The sequence below is a fragment of the Streptomyces sp. NPDC029164 genome (assembly GCF_055563995.1).
In genome coordinates this window covers 57,185-79,416 of the sequence record NZ_JBVHWW010000004.1, presented here as the reverse complement: position 1 = coordinate 79,416, position 22,232 = coordinate 57,185, and the positions used below count along the sequence as shown (strand labels likewise).

15 protein-coding genes are annotated in these 22,232 nt (G+C 73.5%); 4 read left to right on the top strand and 11 right to left on the bottom strand.

The annotated features are described in order from the left end of the window. The first annotated feature begins 28 nt into the window (after positions 1-28). On the top strand, positions 29-1,357 hold the full coding sequence (locus ACZ4VT_RS05700; RefSeq protein ID WP_467946940.1) for an ABC1 kinase family protein: 1,329 nt from the start codon (positions 29-31) through the stop codon (positions 1,355-1,357). A 28-nt stretch (positions 1,358-1,385) separates the two neighbouring features. Here ACZ4VT_RS05700 and ACZ4VT_RS05695 read toward each other — a convergent pair whose 3' ends face one another. The 5 genes from ACZ4VT_RS05695 to ACZ4VT_RS05675 form a co-directional block, all read right to left on the bottom strand. Further along, positions 1,386-1,592: a hypothetical protein gene (locus ACZ4VT_RS05695; protein WP_467946938.1), complete on the bottom strand. Its 207-nt coding sequence runs from the start codon at positions 1,590-1,592 to the stop codon at positions 1,386-1,388. Positions 1,593-1,691: 99 nt separating this feature from the next. Then, entirely contained in the window at positions 1,692-2,021 is a 330-nt protein-coding gene (locus ACZ4VT_RS05690) for a hypothetical protein (protein WP_467946936.1), read from the bottom strand. Continuing rightward, the gene (locus ACZ4VT_RS05685; protein ID WP_467946934.1) at positions 2,018-2,389 is read right to left on the bottom strand and encodes a WhiB family transcriptional regulator; all 372 of its coding nucleotides are present in this window, start codon (positions 2,387-2,389) and stop codon (positions 2,018-2,020) included. The genes ACZ4VT_RS05690 and ACZ4VT_RS05685 overlap by 4 nt, the downstream gene beginning before the upstream one ends. Before the next feature lie 187 nt (positions 2,390-2,576). Next, on the bottom strand, positions 2,577-2,903 hold the full coding sequence (locus tag ACZ4VT_RS05680) for a hypothetical protein (RefSeq protein WP_376618912.1): 327 nt from the start codon (positions 2,901-2,903) through the stop codon (positions 2,577-2,579). Positions 2,904-3,071: 168 nt separating this feature from the next. Further along, positions 3,072-5,246 (bottom strand): ATP-dependent DNA helicase UvrD2, encoded by a 2,175-nt coding sequence (locus ACZ4VT_RS05675; RefSeq protein ID WP_467946932.1) that lies wholly within the window; start codon positions 5,244-5,246, stop codon positions 3,072-3,074. Positions 5,247-5,416: 170 nt separating this feature from the next. Here ACZ4VT_RS05675 and ACZ4VT_RS05670 point away from each other — a divergent pair, with 170 nt between their 5' ends. Next, positions 5,417-5,677, top strand: coding sequence for a mycoredoxin (locus ACZ4VT_RS05670; RefSeq protein WP_030011087.1), 261 nt, complete (start codon positions 5,417-5,419; stop codon positions 5,675-5,677). A gap of 86 nt (positions 5,678-5,763) precedes the next feature. On the opposite strand, the gene nudC is transcribed toward ACZ4VT_RS05670, so the two are convergent. The 5 genes from nudC to ACZ4VT_RS05645 form a co-directional block, all read right to left on the bottom strand. Further along, positions 5,764-6,720 carry an NAD(+) diphosphatase gene (nudC, locus tag ACZ4VT_RS05665; RefSeq protein ID WP_362797277.1) on the bottom strand — a complete coding sequence of 319 codons (957 nt, stop codon included), beginning with the start codon at positions 6,718-6,720 and terminating at the stop codon, positions 5,764-5,766. Between the two features lie 43 nt (positions 6,721-6,763). After that, positions 6,764-8,170 carry a dipeptidase gene (locus ACZ4VT_RS05660; RefSeq protein WP_467946930.1) on the bottom strand — a complete coding sequence of 469 codons (1,407 nt, stop codon included), beginning with the start codon at positions 8,168-8,170 and terminating at the stop codon, positions 6,764-6,766. Positions 8,171-8,180: 10 nt separating this feature from the next. Further along, the gene (locus ACZ4VT_RS05655; protein ID WP_467946928.1) at positions 8,181-12,104 is read right to left on the bottom strand and encodes a UvrD-helicase domain-containing protein; all 3,924 of its coding nucleotides are present in this window, start codon (positions 12,102-12,104) and stop codon (positions 8,181-8,183) included. Between the two features lie 44 nt (positions 12,105-12,148). Beyond that, positions 12,149-15,622, bottom strand: a complete 3,474-nt coding sequence (locus ACZ4VT_RS05650; RefSeq protein ID WP_467947186.1) for an ATP-dependent helicase — start codon at positions 15,620-15,622, stop codon at positions 12,149-12,151. A 174-nt stretch (positions 15,623-15,796) separates the two neighbouring features. After that, complete coding sequence (locus ACZ4VT_RS05645) at positions 15,797-16,165, bottom strand: MGMT family protein (protein WP_467946926.1); 369 nt, start codon at positions 16,163-16,165, stop codon at positions 15,797-15,799. 110 nt (positions 16,166-16,275) lie between these two features. Here ACZ4VT_RS05645 and ACZ4VT_RS05640 point away from each other — a divergent pair, with 110 nt between their 5' ends. Further along, the gene (locus ACZ4VT_RS05640) at positions 16,276-19,155 is read left to right on the top strand and encodes a lysylphosphatidylglycerol synthase transmembrane domain-containing protein (protein WP_467946925.1); all 2,880 of its coding nucleotides are present in this window, start codon (positions 16,276-16,278) and stop codon (positions 19,153-19,155) included. 205 nt (positions 19,156-19,360) lie between these two features. Next, entirely contained in the window at positions 19,361-20,956 is a 1,596-nt protein-coding gene (locus tag ACZ4VT_RS05635) for an alpha/beta hydrolase (protein WP_467946923.1), read from the top strand. Positions 20,957-21,035: 79 nt separating this feature from the next. On the opposite strand, the gene moeZ is transcribed toward ACZ4VT_RS05635, so the two are convergent. Continuing rightward, positions 21,036-22,214 carry an adenylyltransferase/sulfurtransferase MoeZ gene (moeZ, locus tag ACZ4VT_RS05630; protein WP_030709977.1) on the bottom strand — a complete coding sequence of 393 codons (1,179 nt, stop codon included), beginning with the start codon at positions 22,212-22,214 and terminating at the stop codon, positions 21,036-21,038. Positions 22,215-22,232: the final 18 nt, after the last annotated feature.

Here is a 22,232-nt window from a genome sequence, read left to right as displayed (position 1 = left end):
CCCAGCTGTCTGGGAAATGGAGGGGCGTATGTCTGATCTTCCCCGGAAGGCGGTCACCCGCACCGTCAAGCTGGCCGCGCTGCCGCTCGGCATCGCGGGACGGGCCACCTGGGGGCTGGGCAAGCGGATCGGGGGCAAGTCCGCGGAGATCGTGGCGGGCGAGCTCCAGAAGCGCACCGCCGAGCAGTTGTTCCGCACGCTCGGGGAACTGAAGGGCGGCGCCATGAAGTTCGGGCAGGCCCTGTCGGTCTTCGAGTCGGCGCTGCCCGAGGAGGTCGCCGGGCCCTACCGGGCGGCGCTGACCAAGCTCCAGGAGGCGGCTCCGCCGCTGCCCGCGGCGACGGTGCACCAGGTGCTGGCGGACCGTCTCGGCGCCGAGTGGCGGGAGCTGTTCGAGGAGTTCGAGGACAAGCCGGCCGCGGCGGCCTCGATCGGGCAGGTGCACCGGGCGGTGTGGCACGACGGCCGGCAGGTCGCGGTCAAGGTCCAGTACCCGGGGGCCGGTGAGGCGCTGCTGTCGGACCTGAAGCAGCTGGGCCGGTTCGCGGGGCTGCTGGGGCCGCTGATCCCCGGCATGGAGATCAAGCCGCTGATCAAGGAGTTGCGCAACCGGGTCGCCGAGGAGCTCGACTACGAGCTGGAGGCCGAGGCCCAGCGGACCCACGCGGACGCCTTCGTGGACGATCCGGACGTGGTCGTGCCGGATGTCGTGCACCAGGGCGACCAGGTGCTGGTGACCGAGTGGATGGAGGGGACCCCGCTGTCGGAGGTGATAGCCGACGGCACCGAGGAGGAGCGCGACCGCGCCGGACAGCTGCTGGCCCGGTTCCTCTTCTCCGGTCCCGCGCGCACCGGTCTGCTGCACGCGGACCCGCACCCGGGCAACTTCCGGCTCATACCGGGGGCGGACGGCCGGATGCGGCTGGGCGTGCTGGACTTCGGCACGGTCGACCGGCTGCCGGGTGGCTGGCCCAAGCCCATCGGCAGGTCGCTGCGGATGACCCTGGACGGTGACGCCGAGGGGGTCTACGGGCACCTGCGCGCCGAGGGGTTCGTGAAGGAGTCCATCGAGCTGGACCCCGACGCGGTGCTGGACTACCTCAAGCCGATCATCGAGCCGGCCGAGGCCGAGGAGTTCACCTTCACCCGGCCGTGGCTGCGCGGCCAGGCGGCGCGGATCGCCGATCCTCGTTCCCCCGCGCACCAGTTGGGCCGGCAGATCAATCTGCCGCCTTCGTACCTGCTGATCCACCGGGTGACGCTGAGCACGATCGGGGTGCTGTGCCAGCTGGGCGCGACGGTGCGGCTGCGGGACGAACTGGACGCCTGGCTGCCGGGGTTCGCCTCCGCCGAGTGACTCCGTAGGGTCCGTCCGGGCCCCGGGGTCACCACCAGGAGGAGTCGAGCCTGCCTTCGATCGCGCGGAGGTTGGCGCGCGCGCAGTCGACGCAGAAGTACTGTCTGGCCCCGTTCTCCACCGAGCAGGTCCAGGTGGGCGGGGCGCCGCCGGGGGACTCTGTGCCACAGCGCGCGCAGACGACGGGCTGGGCCTCGGATCCCGACGGGGTGGGGTGGGGGGTCGGCTGGTCCACCTCCAGACGATATCCCCGCGAGGGGTGGACTGCCGTCCGCAACGCACCGGGGGGACCGGTCCGTTCGGACCGGTCCCCCCGGGGACGCAGTTTCAGCTCTCAGTGCATGACGGCCATGGCCAGCGCACGGCGGGCGCGCAGCGAGACGCGCTCGGCACGCCGCTGCATGCGGCGGGCGGCGACCAGGCGTACGGCGTGACGTTCGACGTCCACCTCACGCATGAGCTCGTCCATATGGGCACGAGCCAGGGCTTCTGGGATGAGTTGCATTTCGCGGGTCCTGTTCTGACGCGAGGTCATCGCGCCGGCGGTGATGAAGTCTGCGTGGGCGGCGCCGTGGGGCTGCTCGCTCGTGATGTGGGCGGTCATGAGGGCCTGCTTCAGGGGGTCGTGCGTCAGGGGGCGGTCGATGGTTCCGATGGCGGTCATGCCACGACAACCGGGTTCTTGCGCGGACGGCCACGGGGCCGCTTGCGGGCGACGACGACACCCTGGACGAAGAGCTCGCCACCCCAGACACCCCAGGGCTCGCGGCGCTCGACCGCTCCGGCGAGGCAGGCCTCGACCAGCGGACAGGTGCGGCAGAGCGACTTGGCGTACTCGACGTCGGCCGGGGACTCGGCGAAGAAGACCTCGGGGTCGAAGGTGCGGCAGGGGACGGGTACGCCGAGGTTCTCGATGGCGTCGTCGAGCGCGGTCAGCGCGGTGAGCGGGGTCAAGGTGTGGTCCTCCGGGACTGCGGGCGGGGAGATCGTGTGGGTCTGCGTTACGGACGGGGCGTGCGCTTCGAGTTGCACGGTGGTTTCTTCCTCGTCGTCTTGGTCGGCTAGTCGTTCCGGCCGGTCGGCCGGGTTCGGCTGTCACCTGGTTCTGCCAGTCCCGAGGCTCCTTCGCTGCGTTGCCCCCCTGTTCGGGGACAAACAGAAGGGCCGCGGATCCCGGGTGGGGTTCCGCGGCCCTGAAGGCGCCGGTCTGATCACGCGATCAGACTGGATCACTCCAGGGTTCGAGCCCACGGAAGGCCCACATCAGGTGGTGCTGCTGCTTCTTCGTCTGCTTCGTCTTGGCTCCGGCACCGGCTGCGGCCGCGAAGCCATAGGCGCCATGCGCCTGGGCTTCTGCTGCCAGTACTGCCACCGGTGCCAGGGTCGGTCGCTCATTGCGCTCACTGACCGGAAGGGTCGCCAGCAGGGCGGGGCGGTCGGCGGAAATCGCGGACACACCGGTACCCAGGAGGGAGACGGAACCGAGCAGGCAGGAAGCGTCGACCGAGCGATCGGTCATTTTGGTGAAGGTCATGAAGCTGGTCACTGGTCTCGCCTCCTCTCGGCGTCTCGGGGACGGTGGCCCGGGGGCCTGTCCCATGCGTATTCGGATAAGTACAGCACGGATCCAGGGCTTCGGAGAAGCCACCGTTTCCGTTGCTAAGAACCTATGGGTCTTCGCTGGGCATGTGCAAACTATTTTTCCGACGAGTTTCTACGCGTCGGCGGGATCCTCGGGCTCAGGCTCCTGACCTGCACATATGGCCAGGACCTCGGCTCCGTAGCGGTCGAGCTTGCGGCCGCCCACTCCGGAGATCATAGAGAGCTCTCCCGGCTCGGTGGGCGCGGCCTCCGCGATCGCCATCAGCGTCTTGTCCGTGAAGACGCAGTAGGCGGGCAGTCCCTGCTCCCTCGACTGGCCCGCACGCCACTCCCGCAGCCGCTCGTAGAGCCCTTCGTCCATGTCGGACGGGCAGTCCTCACAGCGCATCAGTTTGAGCTCGCCGGCCTCGGTCAGGGTCTTGCCGCAGACCCGGCACAGCACCGGGCCGCGGCGGCCCCGCTTGCGCGGCCCGCTCTCGGCCGCGGAGCCCGGCCCGCTGCGGGGCACCGCGGAGCCCGGCCGCAGGCCGTTCAGGAAGCGACTGGGGCGACGGGAGGCCCGGCCGCCCGGAGCCCGGGAGAGGCCCCAGGAGAGGGTCAGGTGCAGCCGCGCCCGGGTGACGCCGACATAGAGCAGCCGGCGTTCCTCCTCGACCTGCTCGTCGGTCTTCGCGTACGTGATCGGCAGCATGCCGTCGGTGAGACCGACGAGGAACACGGCGTCCCACTCCAGGCCCTTCGCCGCGTGCAGGGAGGCCAGGGTGACGCCCTGGACGGTCGGGGCGTGCTGGGCGGCCTTGCGCTCGTCCAGCTCGATCGTGAGGTCCGCCAGGGTGGCTCCCGGCCGGTTCCGGGCGAAGTCCTCGGCGAGCCGGACCAGCGCGGCCACGGATTCCCACTGGTCGCGCACGGCGCCGGAGCCGGCGGGCGGCTCGGAGGTCCAGCCGGTGGAGCTGAGCACCGCCCGGACCTGGGAGCCCAGTTCCACGACGTCGTCGAGCAGCGGGTCGTTCCCGCCGGAGCGGGCGGCTCCGCGCAGCGCGAGGATCGCCTTCTGGACCTCGGCGCGCTCGAAGAACCGCTCGGCCCCGCGCAGCTGGTAGGGGACCCCGGCGTCGGCGAGGGCCTGTTCGTAGACCTCGGACTGGGCGTTGATGCGGTAGAGGACGGCGATCTCACCGGCCGGGACGCCCGCGGCGATCAGGTCGCGGATCCGGTGGGCGACGCCCTCGGCCTCGGCGGGCTCGTCGGCGTACTCGGCGTAGAACGGGTCGGGGCCGGTCTCGCGCTGGGAGATCAGCTCCAGCCTGTGCTCGGCGGCGCGGCCCTTGGCCTGGTTCAGCAGCCCGTTGGCGAGGTGGACCACCTGGGGGGTGGAGCGGTAGTCGCGGACCAGCTTGACCACGGTGGCCTGCGGGTACTTGGTGCGGAAGTTCAGCAGGTGGTCGGGGGTGGCGCCGGTGAAGGAGTAGATCGTCTGGCTGGCGTCGCCGACGACGCAGAGGCTGTCGCGCTCGCCGAGCCAGAGGTCCAGCAGCCGCTGCTGGAGGGGGCTGACGTCCTGGTACTCGTCGACCACGAAGTGCTGGTACTGGGTGCGGATCTGCTCGGCGATGTCGTGGCGGTCCTGGAGGATGCCGACCGTCAGGAGCAGCACGTCCTCGAAGTCGATCATGCCGCGGTCGCGCTTGAGCTGTTCGTACGTCCCGTAGATCTGGGCGATCTCGGCCATGTCCCGGGGTGCCTCGCGGCCCGACTTGAGGGCGGCGGCGGGATAGTCGGCGGGCACCGTCTGCGTGACCTTGGCCCACTCGATCTCGCCGGTGACGTCGCGCAGCTCGCCCCGGTCGAGCCGGATCCGGCAGCGCGCGCCGGCCTCGGCGACGAGCTGGATCTTGCGCTCCAGCAGCCGGGGCACGTCCCCGCCGACCGCCTTGGGCCAGAAGTACTGGAGCTGGCGCAGGGCGGCGGAGTGGAAGGTCCGGGCCTGGACCCCGCCCGCGCCGAGGGTGCGCAGGCGTCCGCGCATCTCCCCGGCGGCGCGGTTGGTGAAGGTGACGGCCAGCACACTGGCCGGCATGAGCTGGCCGGAGCGGACGCCGTAGGCGATGCGGTGGGTGATCGCGCGGGTCTTGCCGGTACCGGCGCCCGCCAGCACGCACACCGGCCCGCGCAGGGTCGTCGCGACCTCGCGCTGCTCCGGGTCCAGGCCCAGGAGCACCGCGTCGGCCGAGTCGGCGGAGCCGGGGCCACCCGGGAACGATGGGGAGTGCGTTGCTGATGTCACCCCGCCATGCTGCCAGGTCTCGTGGGGCGGGCGGGAAAACCGTCCACAGGCGGCACGTATCCGTCGTATCAGTCACACCGGCCGCGCGGGGGCGCGCGTACGGGAATGGCGGCGGGGTCCCGTACGTTCGAGTACTCGGACCACCGAGCCCTCACAAAGGAGAGCGCAGCATGCAGGACACGGGCACCGTCACGATGTACAGCACGACCTGGTGCGGCTACTGCCGTCGGCTGAAGACCCAGCTGGACCGGGAAGGCATCGCGTACAACGAGATCAACATCGAGCTCGACCCGGAGTCCGCCGCGTTCGTGGAGAAGGCCAACGGCGGCAACCAGACGGTTCCCACCGTGCTCGTGAAGTCCGCCGCCGGCAGCGAGTCCGTCATGACGAATCCGAGCCTGGCCCAGGTCAAGCAGGCCCTCGCCGTCTGAGGCAGCGGCACCCGCGAGCACCCGCGCGTGCTCGTGCGCACCAGAAAGGCCCCCGCCGAGGCGGGGGCCTTCTGCTGTGACGAACGTTACGCCGCCATCTTCGGCAGCGGCTCGCCGTACCAGAGCTCGACCAGCCGGGCGGCGATGGAGATCCCCGACGGGGGCAGCACCTCGCCCGACGCGAACGCCGCGCGCAGCTCCTCCCGCGAGAACCAGCGGGCCTCCTGGATCTCCTCGCCGTCCACGGTGATCTCGGAGGTGGTGGCGCGGGCCGTGAAGCCCAGCATCAGGCTGTACGGGAACGGCCACGGCTGGCTGGCCACGTACTCGACCTCGCCGACCCTGACGCCCGCCTCCTCCCACACCTCGCGGACGACGGACTGCTCGATCGACTCGCCCGGCTCCACGAAGCCGGCGAGGGTCGAGAAGCGGCCCTCCGGCCAGTGCACCTGGCGGCCCAGCAGCGCGCGGTCGTGCTCGTCGGTGACCAGCATGATCACGGCCGGGTCGGTGCGCGGGTAGTGCTCGGCGCCGCAGCCCGGACAGCGGCGGATGTGCCCGGCGGCCGCGACCACCGTGCGCTCGCCGCAGCGGGAGCAGAAGCGGTGCATCCGCTGCCAGTTCTCCAGCGCGACGGCGTGCACCATCAGCCCGGCGTCGCGCGGAGAGAGCAGCAGTCCGGCCTCGCGCAGGCCGGCCGGGCGGGCCGACTGGTCCATGCGGCCGGGCAGCGCGTCCTTCTGCAGCGCGAAGTACCGTACGCCGTCCTCGTCGGTGCCCAGGAAGTAGCGGTGGGTCTCGGTGACCGGGGCCTCGAAGGCCGGGGTCATCACGATGCCGGTGCCCCCGTCGGGGGTGTCGTCGATCAGGACCTGGCCGCCGGAGACGACGAAGACGCGGGTCGTGGGGTGGCTCCAGGCGGCGGCGAGCCACGCCTCGTCGAGGCGGTGGTGCGCGGCGCGGTCGATTCCGCTGGGCGCGGCGAGCGAGAGAGGGCGCTCGGTGAGAGGGCGCTCGGTATGGGTGCTCACAGGTACTTCCAACTCCCCCGGTGGTGGGACAAGGCAGGCGTGCGTGCGACGGGTGTCAGGCGGTTGCGCGGTGGGTGGCGGCCAGGTCTCCCCAGAGGTAGGCGGTCGCCTCGACGCCCTTGAGGAGCAGATCCAGTTCGACCTTCTCGTTCGGCGCGTGCCAGCCGTCGGACGGGACCGAGATGCCGAGGAAGAGGACGGGCGCGTCCAGGACGTCCTGGAGGTCCGCGGCGGGTCCGGAGCCGCCCTCGCGGGTGAAGCGGATCTTCTGGCCGAAGGCGCGGCCCATGGCCCGAACAACGGACTGCAGGGCCGGGTGGTCCAGCGGGGTCAGGCACGGCCGGGTCGGGGCGCCGAAGGTGATGGAGTGCCGGATCCCGTCCGGGATCCGGGCCGCGGCCCAGTCCCTGACGGCGGCCTCGACCTCGTACGGGTCCTGTCCGGAGACCAGGCGGAACGACAGCTTCAGGTGGGCGGAGGCGGGCACGATGGTCTTGCCGCCGGGGCCCTGGTAGCCGCCGCCGATGCCGTTGACCTCGGCCGTCGGGCGGGCCCAGACGCGCTCCAGGGTGGAGTAGCCGGCCTCGCCGGAGGCCGCGTGGGACCGGGCCGTACGGAGCCACTCGGACTCGTCGAAGGGCAGCTCGGCGATGAGCGCCCGCTCCGCCTCGGTGAGTTCGGCGACGCCGTCGTAGAAGCCGGGGATCGTCACGCGCCCGTCGTCGTCGTGCAGGGCGGCGACCAGGCGGGCGGCGACGGCGGCCGGATTGGGCACGGCCCCGCCGAAGGCACCGGAGTGGATGTCCTGGTCCGGGCCGTGGAAGTCGATCTCGCAGTCGGCGACGCCGCGCATGCCGGTGCAGACGGTGGGGGTGGTCTCGGACCACATGCCGGTGTCGGAGACGATCACGACGTCGGCGGCGAGCTCGGCGGCGCGGGCCTCGACGAGCGCGCGGAAGTGGGTGGAGCCGGACTCCTCCTCGCCCTCGATGAGCAGCTTGAGGTTCACGGCGGGGGCGGCGGCGCCGGTGGCCGCCAGGTGGGCGCGCACCGCGAGGGTGTGGAAGAACACCTGCCCCTTGTCGTCGGCGGCGCCGCGCCCGTACATGCGGCCGCCCTGGACCACCGGCTCGAAGGGGTCGGTGTGCCAGCCGTCGGCGCGGGCGGCGGGCTGCACGTCGTGGTGCCCGTACACCAGGACGGTGGCGGCCTGCGGGTCCTCGCTCGGCCAGTGCGCGAAGACGGCGGGGGCGCCGGGGGTCTCCCAGACCTCGGCCACCGGGAAACCGGTCTCCTTGAGCTTCGCCGCCAGCCATTCGGCGCTGCGGCGTACGTCGCCCGCGTGCTCGGGCTGGGCCGAGACGGAGGGAATGCGGAGCCACTCGGCGAGGTCGTCGAGGAAGGCGGCGCGGTGGGTGTCGATGTACGTGCGGACGACGTTGTCCGGCGGGGTGTCGCTCATGCCCACGAGCCTAGCCGTCCGCCTGATGGTCACCGCCGGTGTCCGAATTGCCTTGGAGGATCCGCTCAAGGCGGGCCCGGTCGGGGAGGTTGCGGGGGCGGATCACGCGGCCGCTGCGGACGTGGAGGAAGGCGGCGGTGACCTGGCTGAGCGGGGTGTTCGTGGCCTCGGCCCAGGCCAGGCGGTAGACGGCGAGCTGGAGGGGGTCGGCCTCGGTGGTGCGGCCGGTCTTCCAGTCGACGATCTCGTACGAGCCGTCGTCGTTCCGGTAGACGGCGTCGATCCGGCCGCGGATGACGCGGCCGGCGAGGGTGAGCTGGACCGGGGCCTCCATGCGGTGGGGCGGCCGGTCGGCGTACGGACTGCGCTCGAAGGCGGCCTTGAGGGAGTCGAGGTCGGCCTCGTCGGCGATCTCCTGGTCGGAGCCGGCGCCGGGGAGGTCGGCGACGGGGTCGAGGACGTCGAGGAAGGGCAGCGGGAGCTCGTCGAAGCGGGACTCGACCCAGGCGTGGAACCGGGTGCCCTGGCGGGCCGCGGGCTGCGGGGGCTTGGGCATGGGGCGGGCGAGGTCGCGTACGAAGCCCTGCTCGTCGGCGGCGAGCCGGAGCAGCTGGCTCGCGGAGAGGGCGGCGGGCAGCTCGACGTCGCGGACGACGGCGCGGGCGCGGCGGAGCTCGCCCTCCAGGGCGTCGAGGTCGCGGTCCCAGGAGGCGATGGCGCGCGCGTCCTCCGGTGCGAGTCCGGCCGCGCGGCCGGGTCGGCCGCCGCCGCCGGCCCGGGCCTCGCCGGCCCAGGCCTCGCCGGCCCAGGGGTCATCGCCCTGCGGGGCGGTGGCACCGGTGCGCGGCTCCGCCTTATGGCCGGCTCCGCCCGCGCCCTCGGCGACGGCCCGGTGGGCCGCCTCCGGCCAGAGCTCGTCGTCGAGCGGGCCGCTGGGCGGGGCCGCGGGCACGGCCGCGCCGCCGGGCGCGGGCCGGGCTTCGGCCTCCGGCCAGAGCTCGTCGTCGAGCGGCGCGTCGGGGGCGGAGTCCTCCTCCGCCCCGCCCCTTCCCGAAACCGGGGCGCTGCCCCGGACCCCGTCGCGGCTCGGGCCCGCGGCCCGTGGCGCGGGCACACGGACGGCATCATCCGGCCAGGAAGCCGGGGCCTCCCCCTGGACCCCGTCCGGGCTCGGGCCTGCCGCCCCGGGCGCGGGCATGCCGGCAGGGTCCGGCCAGGAGTCGGGGCGCGGGGCCGCCGTATCCGGGGCTCCGTTCCTGGGCTCGGGCTCGGGGTCGGGGTCGGGCTCGGGGTCGGGGTCGGGCTCGGGGTCGGGGTCGGCCCAGGTGGTGTCGTCCGGCCAGGGCTCTTCGTCGTAGGACGGGTCCTCACAGTCCGGGGGCCAGAGGTAGGACTCGTCCTCGGGCGGGGGCGGGGTCGCCAGGTAGGACTCCACCAGGGCGGCCGCCGCACGGCGCAGGGTGAGGGAATGCGGGTCGAGCGGGAGGGGCCAGGAGCGGTCCGGGGTGGAGTCGTCGGCGAGGGAGGGGTTCTCGGCGTCCGGCTCCGGCTCGTCCGCCCAGGCCTCGATCTCGCCGTGCCCCGCCGCGCAGTGGTCGTAGAGGGCCCGGAGGAAGTCCGAAGGGCCGCGGCGCTTCTTCTGGGTCGGGCCCCACCAGTGGCCCGAGGCCAGCAGGAGGGAGCGGGGGCGGGTGAAGGTCACGTAGCCCAGGCGGAGCTCTTCCGTGGCCTTGTGGTCCTTCAGGGCCGTCTTGAACGCCTTCAGGCCGGCCGAGGTCCAGTCCGGGTCGGCCGGCAGGGTGGGGGCGTCGCCGCGCAGCGCGTACGGGAGCACCTTCGCGTACGAGGTCCAGGCCTCCGGCGCCTTCTCCTTCGGGAAGGAGCCCGCGCACAGGTCCGGGACGACGACCACGTCCCACTCCAGGCCCTTCGACTTGTGGGCGGTCAGCACCTTCACGGTGTTCTCCCCGCCCGGCAGGGCGTGGTCCAGGCCCTTCTCGTACTGGGCGGCCGTGCGCAGGAACGCCAGGAAGGCCAGCAGCGAGGCCTCGCCGTCCAGCGCGGCGAAACCGGCCGCGACGTCCATGAAGTTCGACAGCGTCTCGCGGCGGCGGGCCGCCAGCGCGTGCGGGGAGGCGGACAGCTCCACCTCCAGGCCGGTCGCGGACAGCACGCGGTGCAGGACGTCCATGAGGGGGTCGGCCAGGGAGCGGCGCAGGTCGCGCAGTTCCTGCGCGAGGTGCGCGAAGCGGACCCGGGCCTGCGCCGAGAAGGGCAGGTCGTCCGGGGCCTGTCCGGCGCCGTCGAGGAAGGTCTCCAGCGCGTCGGCCAGCGACACGATCTCCGCCGGGTCCACGCCCTCCACGGCCGCCGCGAGCCGTTCGTCCGGGTCCGCCCCGGCCGGCGCACGGCCCACCATGAGCCGGGCCCGGCGGCCCAGCAGGGCCAGGTCCCGCGCGCCGATCCGCCAGCGCGGGCCGATGAGGAGCCGGACGAGGGAGGCGTTGGCGCCCGGGTCCTGGAGGACCTCGCAGACGGCGACGAGGTCCGCGACCTCGGGGAGGTGCAGCAGCCCGGAGAGGCCGACGACCTCCACCGGCACGTCCCGGTCCACCAGGACGGCCTGGATCCGCGCGAAGTCCCCGGCGGAGCGGCACAGGACCGCGATCTCGCGCGGTTCCGTGCCCGTGCGGACCAGGTGGGCGACGGAGTCGGCGAGCCAGTCGAGCTCCTGGGCGTGGGTCTCCAGCAGGGCGCAGCGGACCTGCCCCGCGCCCTCGGCCCCCGGGCCGGGGCGCAGCGCCTCCACGCCCTCGTGCAGGGCGCGCAGCGGGGCGGCGAGCCCGTTGGCCAGGTCGAGGAGCCGGCCGCCGCTGCGCCGGTTCTCGCTGAGGGAGAGCCGGGTGGCGGGGCTCCCGTCGGCGTGCGGGAAGTGCTCGGGGAAGTCGTCGAGGTTGGCCACGGAGGCGCCGCGCCAGCCGTAGATCGCCTGGCAGGGGTCACCGACGGCGGTGACGGCGTGGCCGGAGCCCGCGCCGAAGAGCCCGGAGAGCAGGAGGCGCTGGGCGACCGAGGTGTCCTGGTACTCGTCCAGCAGCACGACCCTGAACTCCTCGCGCAGCAGGGCGCCGACCTCGGGGCGGGTGGTGGCGAGCTGCGCGGAGAGGGCTATCTGGTCGCTGAAGTCGAAGAGGTCGCGGGCGCGTTTGGCGGCGCGGTAGCGGACGACGAGCTCCAGCAGTTCGAGGCGGCCGCGCACGGCCTCGGGGACCTTGCGCAGGTCCTCGTTGGTGAGCTTCGTGCCGGCGAGCACGTCCAGCAGCGCGGTGTCGTGGACGCGCAGCCGCTCCGGCTCGACCAGGTGCTCGGAGAGTTCGCCGTCGAGCGCGAGGAGGTCGCCGACCAGGTCGGGGACGGACTTGGTGAGCGAGGGGTACGGGCCGGGGGCCTCGCGCAGCACCTTCGCGGCGAGCTGGAAGCGGGTGGCGTCGGCGAGGAGGCGGGAGCTGGGCTCCAGGCCGATGCGCAGGCCGTGGTCCTTCAGGAGCTGGCCGGCGAAGGCGTGGTACGTGGAGATGCGCGGCTCGCCGCCGGCCGCGTCGGCCCCGGCGCCGAAGCCGGCCCCGGCGGGAGAGGGGTCCGGGTCGGTGATCCCGGCCCGCGCGAGGGCCTTCCGTACGCGCTCGGACAGCTCGCCGGCGGCCTTGTTGGTGAAGGTCAGGCCGAGGACCTGCTCGGGGGCGACCGCGCCGGTGCCCACCAGCCAGACCACGCGGGCGGCCATGACGGTGGTCTTGCCGGAGCCGGCGCCGGCGACGATGACCTGGGGGGCGGGCGGGGCGGTGACGCAGGCCATCTGTTCGGGCGTGAAGGGGATCCCGAGGAGCTCTTTGAGCTGCTCGGGATCGGTGAGGACGGACGCACGCGCGGACACCTGAAAAGGCTAGCCGCCCCCACCGACAGCCCCGACCGTCCCGCTCACTCGACGGTCTGGCGGCCCTCGGGGCGGGCGCTGCACGCGTTGCGGAAGGAGCAGTGGTCGCAGTGCTTGCCCGTGGCGGGCGCGAACCGCTCGTCGAGCACCCGGCCCGCGGCGGTCGCGAGCAGGTCGCCGACCCACTCCCCGTCGAGCGGCTGCTGGGCCTGGACCTTGGGGACGGTGTCGCCGCCGTCGCGCTGGGCCGCGCCCTGGCGGAGCTGGACGAGTTCGGCGCCGCCGGGGGCGGGGCGCAGGCCGTCGAAGACCTCGTCGACGGCGCCCTCGCGGACGGCGAGCTGGTAGACGGCGAGCTGGGGGTGGCGGGCGACCTCGTCGCGGGTGGGCGCGGACTTGCCGGTCTTGAAGTCGACGACGTACGCACGCCCCTGCGGGTCCGATTCGACCCGGTCCATGGAACCCCGGATGCGGACGGCGACCTCGCCGGCTTCGAGTGTGACGTCGAACTCGTGCTCGGTGGCCACGGCCGCCCTGCCCCCCCGGTCGGTGGTGTGCCAGCGCAGGAAGCGTTCCAGGGCGGCGCGGGCGTTGTCCTTCTCCTGGCGGGACTTCCAGGGCGCGTCGAAGGCGAGGGCGTCCCACACCGAGTCGAGGCGTTCCATGAGGACGGCCAGGTCGGCGGGGGTGCGGCCGGAGGCGACCTCGTCGGCGAGGACGTGGACGACGTTGCCGAAGCCCTGGGCGGCGGTGGAGGGGGTGTCGGCCTTGACCTCGCGGCCCAGGAACCACTGGAGGGAGCAGGTGTTGGCGAGCTGCTCCAAGGCGCTGCCGGACAGGGCGACGGGCCGGTCCCGGTCGCGGAGCGGGACGCTGCTGCGGGTGGGCTCGTACAGGCCCCACCAGCGCTGCGGGTGCGCGGCGAGGACCAGCGGGCGGTCCTCGTCGTCGGTGAGCGCGGCGAGGCGGGCGAGGCGGCGGGCGGCGGCGTCGCGCAGGGCGGGCGAGGCGTCGGGGTCGACGGTGGTGGCGCGCAGCTCGGCGACGAGCGCGGGCACGGCGAGGGGGCGGCGGGGGCGGCCGGTGACGTCCTTGGGGGTGACCCCGAGCTCGGTGAGGAAGCGGGAGGGCTGGTCGCCGTCGTCGGCGGGGGCCTTGACGGCGGTGACGACGAGGCGGTCGCGGGCGCGGGTGGCGGCGACGTAGAAGAGCCGGCGCTCCTCGGCGAGGAGGGCGCCGGGGGTGAGGGGCTCGGCGAGGCCGTCGCGGCCGATGCGGTCGGCCTCCAGGAGGGAGCCGCGGCGGCGGAGGTCGGGCCACAGGCCCTCCTGGACGCCGGCGACGACGACGAGGGACCACTCCAGGCCCTTGGAACGGTGGGCGGTCATCAGGCGGACGGCTTCGGAGCGGGTGGCGCGGGCCGTCAACGTGTCGGCGGCGATGTCCTCCGCCTCCAGTTGTTCGAGGAAGTTGAGCGCGCCGCGGCCGCCGGTGCGCTCCTCGGCGCGGGCGGCGGTGTCGAAGAGGGCGCAGACGGCGTCGAGGTCGCGGTCGGCGTTGCGGCCGGCGGCGCCGCCGCGGCGGGCGCTGCGCTCCAGCCGCTGGGGCCAGGGGGTGCCGTCCCAGAGGATCCACAGGGCCTCTTCGGCGGTGCCGCCGCCCTGGAGGAGCTCGCGGGCCTTGCGCAGGAGCAGGCCGAGGCGCTGCGCTCCGCGGGCGTAGACGGGGTCGTGCGCGGTGAGCCGCTCCGGCTCGGCGAGGGCGCGCGCGAGCAGTACGTCGGAGGGTGCGGGCACCTTGACGCCGGCGGCGCGCTCCTCGTCGCGCAGGGCCCGGCCGAGCCGCCGCAGGTCGGCGGCGTCCATGCCGCCGAGGGGGGAGGTGAGCAGGGCGATGGCCGCCTCGACGCCTCCGGCGGGGTCGGCCGTGTCAGGGCCCGGCCCCGCCGTCACGCCCCCGGCGGGATCGACGCCCCCGGCGGGGTCGACGCCCTCGGGGCCCGGCCCCACCTCGCCCGCGGCGGCGTCCGCGCCCGCCCCGGCGGTGCCTGCGGCCTCCGCTTCGGCGGAGCCGGGGGCGGCCGCCTCGGGGCCCGGCCCCGGGTCCGCCTCGCCTGCGGCGGCCGGGGCCTCGGGGGCGGTTGCCGGCTCGGGTGATGTGTCGGGGGGCAGGGTTGCCGTGGCGGTGAGGCGGAGGGCGGTCAGGAGGGGGGTGACGGCGGGTTCGTGGCGGAGGGGGGTGTCCGTGCCGTCGGTCTCGGTGGGGACGCCCGCCGCGATCAGCGCGCGGCGCATCGCCGGGAGGGTGCGGCCGCCGGCGCGGACGAGGACGGCCATGTCCTGCCACGGGACGCCGTCCTCCAGGTGGGCCCGGCGCAGGATGTCGGCGATGTTGTCCAGCTCGGCGCCGGCCGTCGGGTACGTGAAGACCTCCACGCCGCCGCCCTCCCGCGTGGCCTGGAGGCCGCGGTGGGCTCGTACCGCCGCGGCCGGCAGCCGCGGGACCGGCATCCGGGCGGTGAGCAGACGGGTCGCCGTCAGCAGGGCCGCGCCGGAGCGGCGGCCGACGGTCAGGGCTTTGACCCGCGCGCCCGGGAAGGCGGACTCGAAGTCGAGGATGTTGTTGATGTCCGCGCCGCGGAAGGCGTAGATCGACTGGTCGGGGTCGCCGAAGGCGACCAGCGTGCCGCCCCGGCCGGCCAGGGCCCGCAGCAGCCGCAGCTGCGAGGCGTCCGTGTCCTGGTACTCGTCCACGAAGATCGCGTCGTAGGCGGAGGACAGGGCGGGGGTGCCTTCCGCCAGGAGGACCGCGCGGTGGAGGAGTTCCGCGTAGTCCAGCGTGCCCTGGAGGTCCAGGACGTCGAGGTACTCGGAGAGGAAGGCCGCCGCCGCCTTCCAGTCCGGGCGGCCGATGCGGTCGGCGAAGGAGGAGAGGGCCTGCGGGCCGAGGCCCAGTTCGCGGGCGCGGGCCAGCACCGCACGGACCTCGTCGGCGAAGCCGCGCGTGGTCAGCGCCGCCCGCAGGTCGTCGGGCCAGCGGATGGAGCGGATCCGGCGCTGGCCTTCCAGGAGGGTGCGGACCATCACGTCCTGCTCCGGGCCGGACAGCAGCCGCAGCGGGTCGGCGAACAGGTCGGTGTCCTGGTGGGCGCGGACCAGGCCGTAGCAGAAGGAGTGGAAGGTGGTGGCCTGCGGGGCCCGCGCACCGCCCAGCCGCAGGGCGGCCCGGTCGCGCAGGTCCACCGCCGCCTTGCGGCTGAAGGTGAGGATGAGGATGCGGGCGGGGTCCGCTCCCGCCTCCACCCGGGCGGTCACCGCCTCGACCAGCGTGGTCGTCTTCCCGGTGCCCGGTCCGGCCAGGACCAGGAGTGGTCCGCCGGTGTGGTCAACCACCGCCCGTTGCGCTGCGTCCAGCACAGGGGGATCCACCCGTTCCGGCCCGGTGCGCACGAGGCGGTACGCGTCAGGGGTCCGCGTACGCCGCCGCTCGGCGCGGTGGCTTTCGGAGGAAGAGGTGATCACGTGGGGTGCCGGTCCTGGTGGGTCTGCGGGTGTTGCCGTGACGGCTCGCGGAGAGGCCGAAGAGGCAACGCTACGGCAACCGGCCGACGCCGCGCAGTCCCCCCGGGTACCCCGGACGGGCGTTCGCACGGTCGCCCGATCGCCCGCCCGGGCCGCGCATGGCCGAAGCTGTCAGGTGTGAGCCTCGTCGCGCGTGCCGTCCCCTCCGGGGTCTCCCGGGGCCCCGTCCCAGCGCGCCCGGCGCATGTCCAGCCGCGGCTCGCCGCCCGCCGTCAGGCGCAGCGGGGTGGCCTCGGCCCGGTAGTGCTCCAGGGCCCGCAGCTCGTGGCCGGGCAGGGGTACGCCGTCCGCCCGCACCACGCGCCACCAGGGCACGGCTCCCCCGTACAGGGCCATGACACGCCCGACTTGGCGCGGACCTCCCTCGCCGAGCCATTCGGCGACGTCCCCGTATGTCATCACCCGGCCGGGCGGAATACGCTCGGCCACCTCAAGCACGTGCTCCGCGTACGCGGGCAGCTCCTCACTCATTCGGCACATGGTGCAGTACGCCGGAGGCCCGCCGGCGGAAGTCGGGGTTCCGGACCGGCGCGCACCCTGATGCCCCGCTGGCCCGCCGGTCCGTGCCACCATCTTCCGGGCGGTGACTGGTGATACGTGATCAAGAAGAGACGGATGTGACGACGAAGGAGCAGGGTGTGAGCCCTCCGAACGGCGCGGCGACGGACGACGGCGCGCGCCCAGACGACGGCGCCGCCTCCCGCCCCGAACCCGCTCCGGCGACCCGCCCGGAGGCCGCTCCGGAGGCCACGCCGGAGATCCCGTCGGAGATCCCGTCGAAAACCCCGCGCGCCGAGGGTGTCCCCGGCACCGCCGGCGGCAGCGGTACGGACGGCGGGGGCGACGACGCGGAGGGGCCGCACGGCCACGCCCCCACGGCCGCCGACCGCGTCGAGGTCGACGAGCCGCTGCTCGCCGCCCGCGTGCACCGGCCGTCCGACCTCGTACGCCTCCTCGTCGGCGTCCTCGGCATCGCCGTCCTGCTCGCCATCGCCGCCTTCGCCCACGGCACCACGGTCGGTCTCGAGGAGGACATCAACAAGGGCACCGGCCAGGCGCCGGCCCTGCTGATCAAGGTCGCGGCGCTGGTGTCCAGCATCGCGGTGCTGCTGCTGCCCGTCGCCTTCGCCATCGAGCGGCTGATCAAACGCGACGGGCTGCGCATCGCCGACGGCGTGCTCGCCGCCGTCCTCGCGCACGGCGTCACCCTCGCCACCGACCTGTGGGTCTCCCAGGCCGCCCCCGACACCATCCAGGACGCCCTGACCCGCTCGGCGGGCGGCGGGGCCCTCACCGACCCCGTGCACGGCTACCTCGCGCCCGTCATCGCGTACATGACCGCCGTCGGCATGACCCGCAGACCCCACTGGCGCGTGGCGCTGTGGGTGGTCCTGCTGCTCAACGCCCTCACCATGCTGGTCAACGGGTACACCACACCCTTCTCGATCATCCTCACCGTGCTGATCGGCTGGAGCGTCGCCTACGGCACCCTGTACGCCGTCGGCTCGCCCAACGTGCGCCCCACCGGGCAGAACCTCCTCGCCGGCCTGCGCCGGGTCGGCTTCCAGCCGGTCAGTGCGATGCGCGCCGAGATGCCCGAGGGCCCGGAGGCGTCCGAGGTGAGCGACCGGGGCCGGCGCTACCACGTCACCCTGGAGGACGGCCCGCCGCTCGACGTGACCGTCGTCGACCGCGAGCAGCAGGCCCAGGGCTTCTTCTACCGGGTCTGGCGCCGGCTCACGCTGCGCGGCATCACCACGGGTCGCAGCCTGCTGTCGCTGCGCCAGGCGCTGGAGCAGGAGGCGCTCCTCGCGTACGCGGCCATCGCGGCCGGGGCGAACGCGCAGAAGCTGATCGCCACCTCCGAGCTGGGTCCGGACGCGGTGATGCTCGTCTACGAGCACCTGGGCGGCCGGACCATGGACTCCGTCCCCGACGAGGAGATCACCGACGAGCTGATCCGCAACGCGTGGGAGCAGGTACGGGCCCTGCAGTCGCGGCGGATCGCGCACCGGCGGCTGACCGGGGACGCCCTGGTGGTGGATCGTTCCGGCAACGTCATCCTCACCGACCTGCGGGGCGGCGAGATCGCCGCGGGCGATCTGGTGCTCCGGATGGACATCGCCCAGATGCTCACCACGCTCGGCCTGCGGGTCGGCGCGGAGCGGGCGGTGGCCTCGGCGGTGTCGGTGCTCGGCCCGGACGCGGTGGCGGACTGTCTGCCGCTGCTCCAGCCGATCGCGCTGAGCCGTTCCACGCGGGCGACGCTGCGCAAGCGGGCCCGGGAGCGGGCGGAGCGGCAGCGGGAGGCCGTACTGGAGTCCTCGCGGGCGGCGAAGGCGGCGCGCGAGGCGGAGTCCGCGGCCGCGGCCGGCCCGGCCGCCACGCCCGCCTCGATCTCGGCGGCCGCCGAGCGGAAGGCCGAGAAGAAGGCCCTGGACGACGCGCTGGACGGGGCCCGCGAGGAGGATCTGCTGAGCCAGATCCGCCAGCAGGTGCTGCTGATCCGTCCGCAGGCGCCGGTGGAGCCGGCCCGGCTGGAGCGGATCCGGCCGCGCACGCTCGTGTCGTTCATCGCGGGCGCGTTCGGTGCTTACTACCTGCTCACGCAGCTCGCCCACGTGGACTTCGCGACGATCGTCGGCGACGCGCAGTGGGGCTGGGTCGGTGCGGCCCTCGCCTTCTCGGCGCTGACGTACTTCGCGGCGGCGATGAGCCTGCTGGGCTTCGTACCGGAGCGGGTGCCCTTCCTGCGGACGGTGATCGCGCAGGTGGCCGGCTCGTTCGTGAAGCTGGTGGCCCCGGCGGCGGTCGGCGGTGTCGCGCTGAACACGCGCTTCCTGCAGCGGGCGGGGGTCCGGCCCGGGCTCGCGGTCGCGAGCGTGGGCGCCTCGCAGCTCTTCGGGCTGGCCAGCCACATCCTGCTGCTGCTGTCCTTCGGCTATCTCACCGGGACCGAGAAGACCCCCGAGATGACCCCGTCCCGGGCGGTCATCGCGGGGCTGCTGACGGTGGCGGTGCTGGTGCTGGTGGTGACGGCCGTCCCGTTCATGCGGAAGTTCGTCGTGACGCGGGTACGGGCGCTGTTCGCGGGTGTGGTGCCGCGCATGCTGGACGTGTTGCAGCGGCCGAAGAAGCTGGTGACCGGCATCGGCGGGATGCTGCTGCTGACGGGCTGCTTCGTGATGTGCCTGGACGCGTCGATCCGCGCGTTCGGGGGCGGCGAGGCCATCAGCTACGCGAGCATCGCGGTGGTCTTCCTGGCGGGCAACGCGCTGGGTTCGGCGGCGCCGACGCCGGGCGGCATGGGCGCGGTGGAGACGACCCTGACGCTGGGGCTGATCGCGGCCGGGCTGGAGAAGGAGGTCGCGATCTCGGCGGTGCTGCTGTTCCGCCTGATGACCTTCTGGTTGCCGGTGCTGCCGGGGTGGATCTCGTTCAACTTCCTGACCCGCAAGGAAGCCATCTAGCCTCCGGCTCGGTCGGCGGGTTCCGGGTGCGGGGCGCGCCCCGCACCCCTACGGCGCTCCGCGGCCGCGCCTCAAACGCCGGCGGGGCTGAATGTGCACGGCGCGGCCGGATGCGCGGCGCGGCCGAAGGGGTCGGGATGGGCGCGGCGGACCCGTTTGGGTCAGCGCGCGGGCGGGGGCGGCGGAGGGCGCACAGGATGGAGGCATGCCGAGAAACGCCTGGCGGGTCACCGCCGCCGCCGCACTCGCCGCCGCTCTGCTCTCCACGGCCGCGTGCTCCGACGACGGCGAAGGGAGCCGGCCGACGGCTGACGGCACCAAGCCGGCCAAGCCCCTCAAGTGGGGCGAGTGCAGCGCTCCCACCCCGGCCCAGGGCAGCGGCCCGGTCCCGCCCAAGGACTGGCAGTGCGCCACCCTCGACGTCCCCCTCGACTACGCCGATCCGGGCGGCGAGACGATCCCGATCGCCCTGATCCGCGCCAAGGCCCGCGACCAGAAGAATCGTCTCGGCTCCCTGGTCTTCAACTTCGGCGGCCCCGGCGGCTCCGGCGTCGCCACCCTCCCCGGCGCCGCCAAGGAGTACGAGGCCCTGCGCGCCCGCTACGACCTGGTCAGCTTCGACCCCCGCGGGGTGGGCGCCAGCGCCCCCGTCCTCTGCGAGGGCGACAGGCAACTGGACGTGTACTACGCGCAGGACTCCTCCCCGGACACCCCGGAGGAGGAGAAGGCCTACGTCGACAACATCAAGAAGTACCAGAAGGCCTGCAAGGACAAGTCCGGCAAGCTCCTCCCCCACGTCGGCACCCCCGACGCCGCCCGCGACCTGGACCGCATCCGCCAGGCCCTCGGCGACGAGAAGCTGAACTACTTCGGTGTCTCCTACGGCACCGAGCTCGGCGGGGTCTACGCCCACCTCTTCCCCAAGAACGTCGGCCGGGCCGTCTTCGACGCCGTCGTGGATCCGACCAAGAACTCCGAGGAAGGGGCGATGGGCCAGGCCAAGGGCTTCCAGCTCGCCCTCGACAACTTCGCCCAGGACTGCGTGGACCGCGGCGACGAGTGCCGGCTCCAGGGCAGCACGCCCAAGGAGATCGAGGCCACCATCATCAAGCTCCAGAAGGATCTGGCCGCGAAGCCCATCGCGGGCATCGGGGCCCGGCGGCTCACCGAGAGCGCCGCCACCAACGGCATCGCTCAGGCCCTGTACTCCAAGGAGCTGTGGCCGCTGCTGGAGCAGGGCATCGACGAGGCCCAGGGCGGGCAGGGGCAGCTGCTGATGGCCCTGTCCGACGCGCTCAACGGCCGTGACCAGCAAGGGCGTTACAGCAACATCGGCGCCGCGAACACCGCCGTCAACTGCGTGGACTCCAAGGATCGTTACACCCTGGCGGAGACCAAGGCCGGGCTGTCGGCGTTCCGTTCGGCCTCGCCCGTCTTCGGGGACTTCCTCGGCTGGGCGATGATGACCTGCACCGACTGGCCCGTGCCCGGCACCAGCGAGACCCCGGACGTGTCGGCTCCCGGCTCCGCCCCGATCCTGGTGATCGGCAACACCGGCGACCCGGCCACCCCGTACGAGGGCGCGCGCAAGATGGTGGAGCGGCTCGGCCCCGGCGTGGGCGTGGAGCTCACGTACAAGGGCGAGGGACACGGCGCGTACAACAGCGGCGACCCCTGTGTGCAGGAGGCCGTGAACACGTACTTGCTGGACGGGAAGACGCCGGCGGCGGGCACCGTGTGCACCGCGAGCCCGGACGCCACGGTGACGCCCGTCGCGCCGGAGGCTCCGGCGGGCGCCTGATCCGGATCCCGGGAACGCCGCAACGCCGGAGGGGCCGCACCGCGCGACGCGCGCGGTACGGCCCCTCCGGGGTGACTTCTCAGTAGACCGGCTTCTCGGGCTCGATCTGGTGGACCCAGCCGATGACGCCGCCGCCGACGTGCACCGCGTCCGCGAAGCCCGCGGACTTCAGGACCGCGAGGACTTCCGCACTGCGGACACCCGTCTTGCAGTGCAAGACGATGCGCTTGTCCTGCGGCAGGTCCTGGAGGGCCGTGCCCATCAGGAACTCGCCCTTGGGGATCAGCTTCGCGCCGGGGATCGAGACGATCTCGTACTCGTTGATCTCGCGGACGTCGATGATCTCGATGGGCTCGTCGTTGTCGATCCACTCCTTGAGCTGCTTGGGAGTGATCGTCGAGCCGAGCGCGGCCTCCTGGGCCTCCTCCGACACGACGCCGCAGAAGGCCTCGTAGTCGATGAGCTCGGTGACGGTCGCGTTCGGACCGCAGACCGCGCAGTCGGGGTCCTTGCGGACCTTGACCTGGCGGTACTGCATCTCCAGGGCGTCGTAGATCATCAGGCGGCCGACCAGCGGCTCGCCGACACCCGTGAGGACCTTGATGGCCTCGGTGACCTGGATGGACCCGATGGACGCGCAGAGCACGCCCAGCACGCCGCCCTCGGCGCAGCTCGGGACCATGCCCGGCGGCGGGGGCTCCGGGTAGAGGCACCGGTAGCACGGGCCGTGCTCGGACCAGAAGACCGACGCCTGGCCGTCGAAGCGGTAGATCGAGCCCCACACGTACGGCTTGTTCAGCAGCACGCAGGCGTCGTTGACCAGGTAGCGCGTGGCGAAGTTGTCCGTGCCGTCGACGATGAGGTCGTACTGGCTGAAGATCTCCATCACGTTCTCGGCTTCGAGCCGCTCTTCGTGCAGGACCACGTTCACGTACGGGTTGATGCCCAGCACGCTGTCGCGGGCCGACTCGGCCTTGGAACGGCCGATGTCCGCCTGGCTGTGGATGATCTGGCGCTGCAGGTTCGACTCGTCGACCTCGTCGAACTCCACGATGCCCAGCGTGCCGACGCCGGCCGCGGCCAGGTACATGAGGGCGGGCGAGCCGAGGCCGCCCGCGCCCACGGCCAGCACCTTGGCGTTCTTCAGGCGCTTCTGGCCGTCCATCCCGACATCGGGGATGATCAGGTGGCGGGAGTACCGACGGACCTCGTCAACGGTGAGCTCAGCAGCTGGCTCGACCAGGGGTGGCAGCGACACGGGGACTCCGTAGATGGT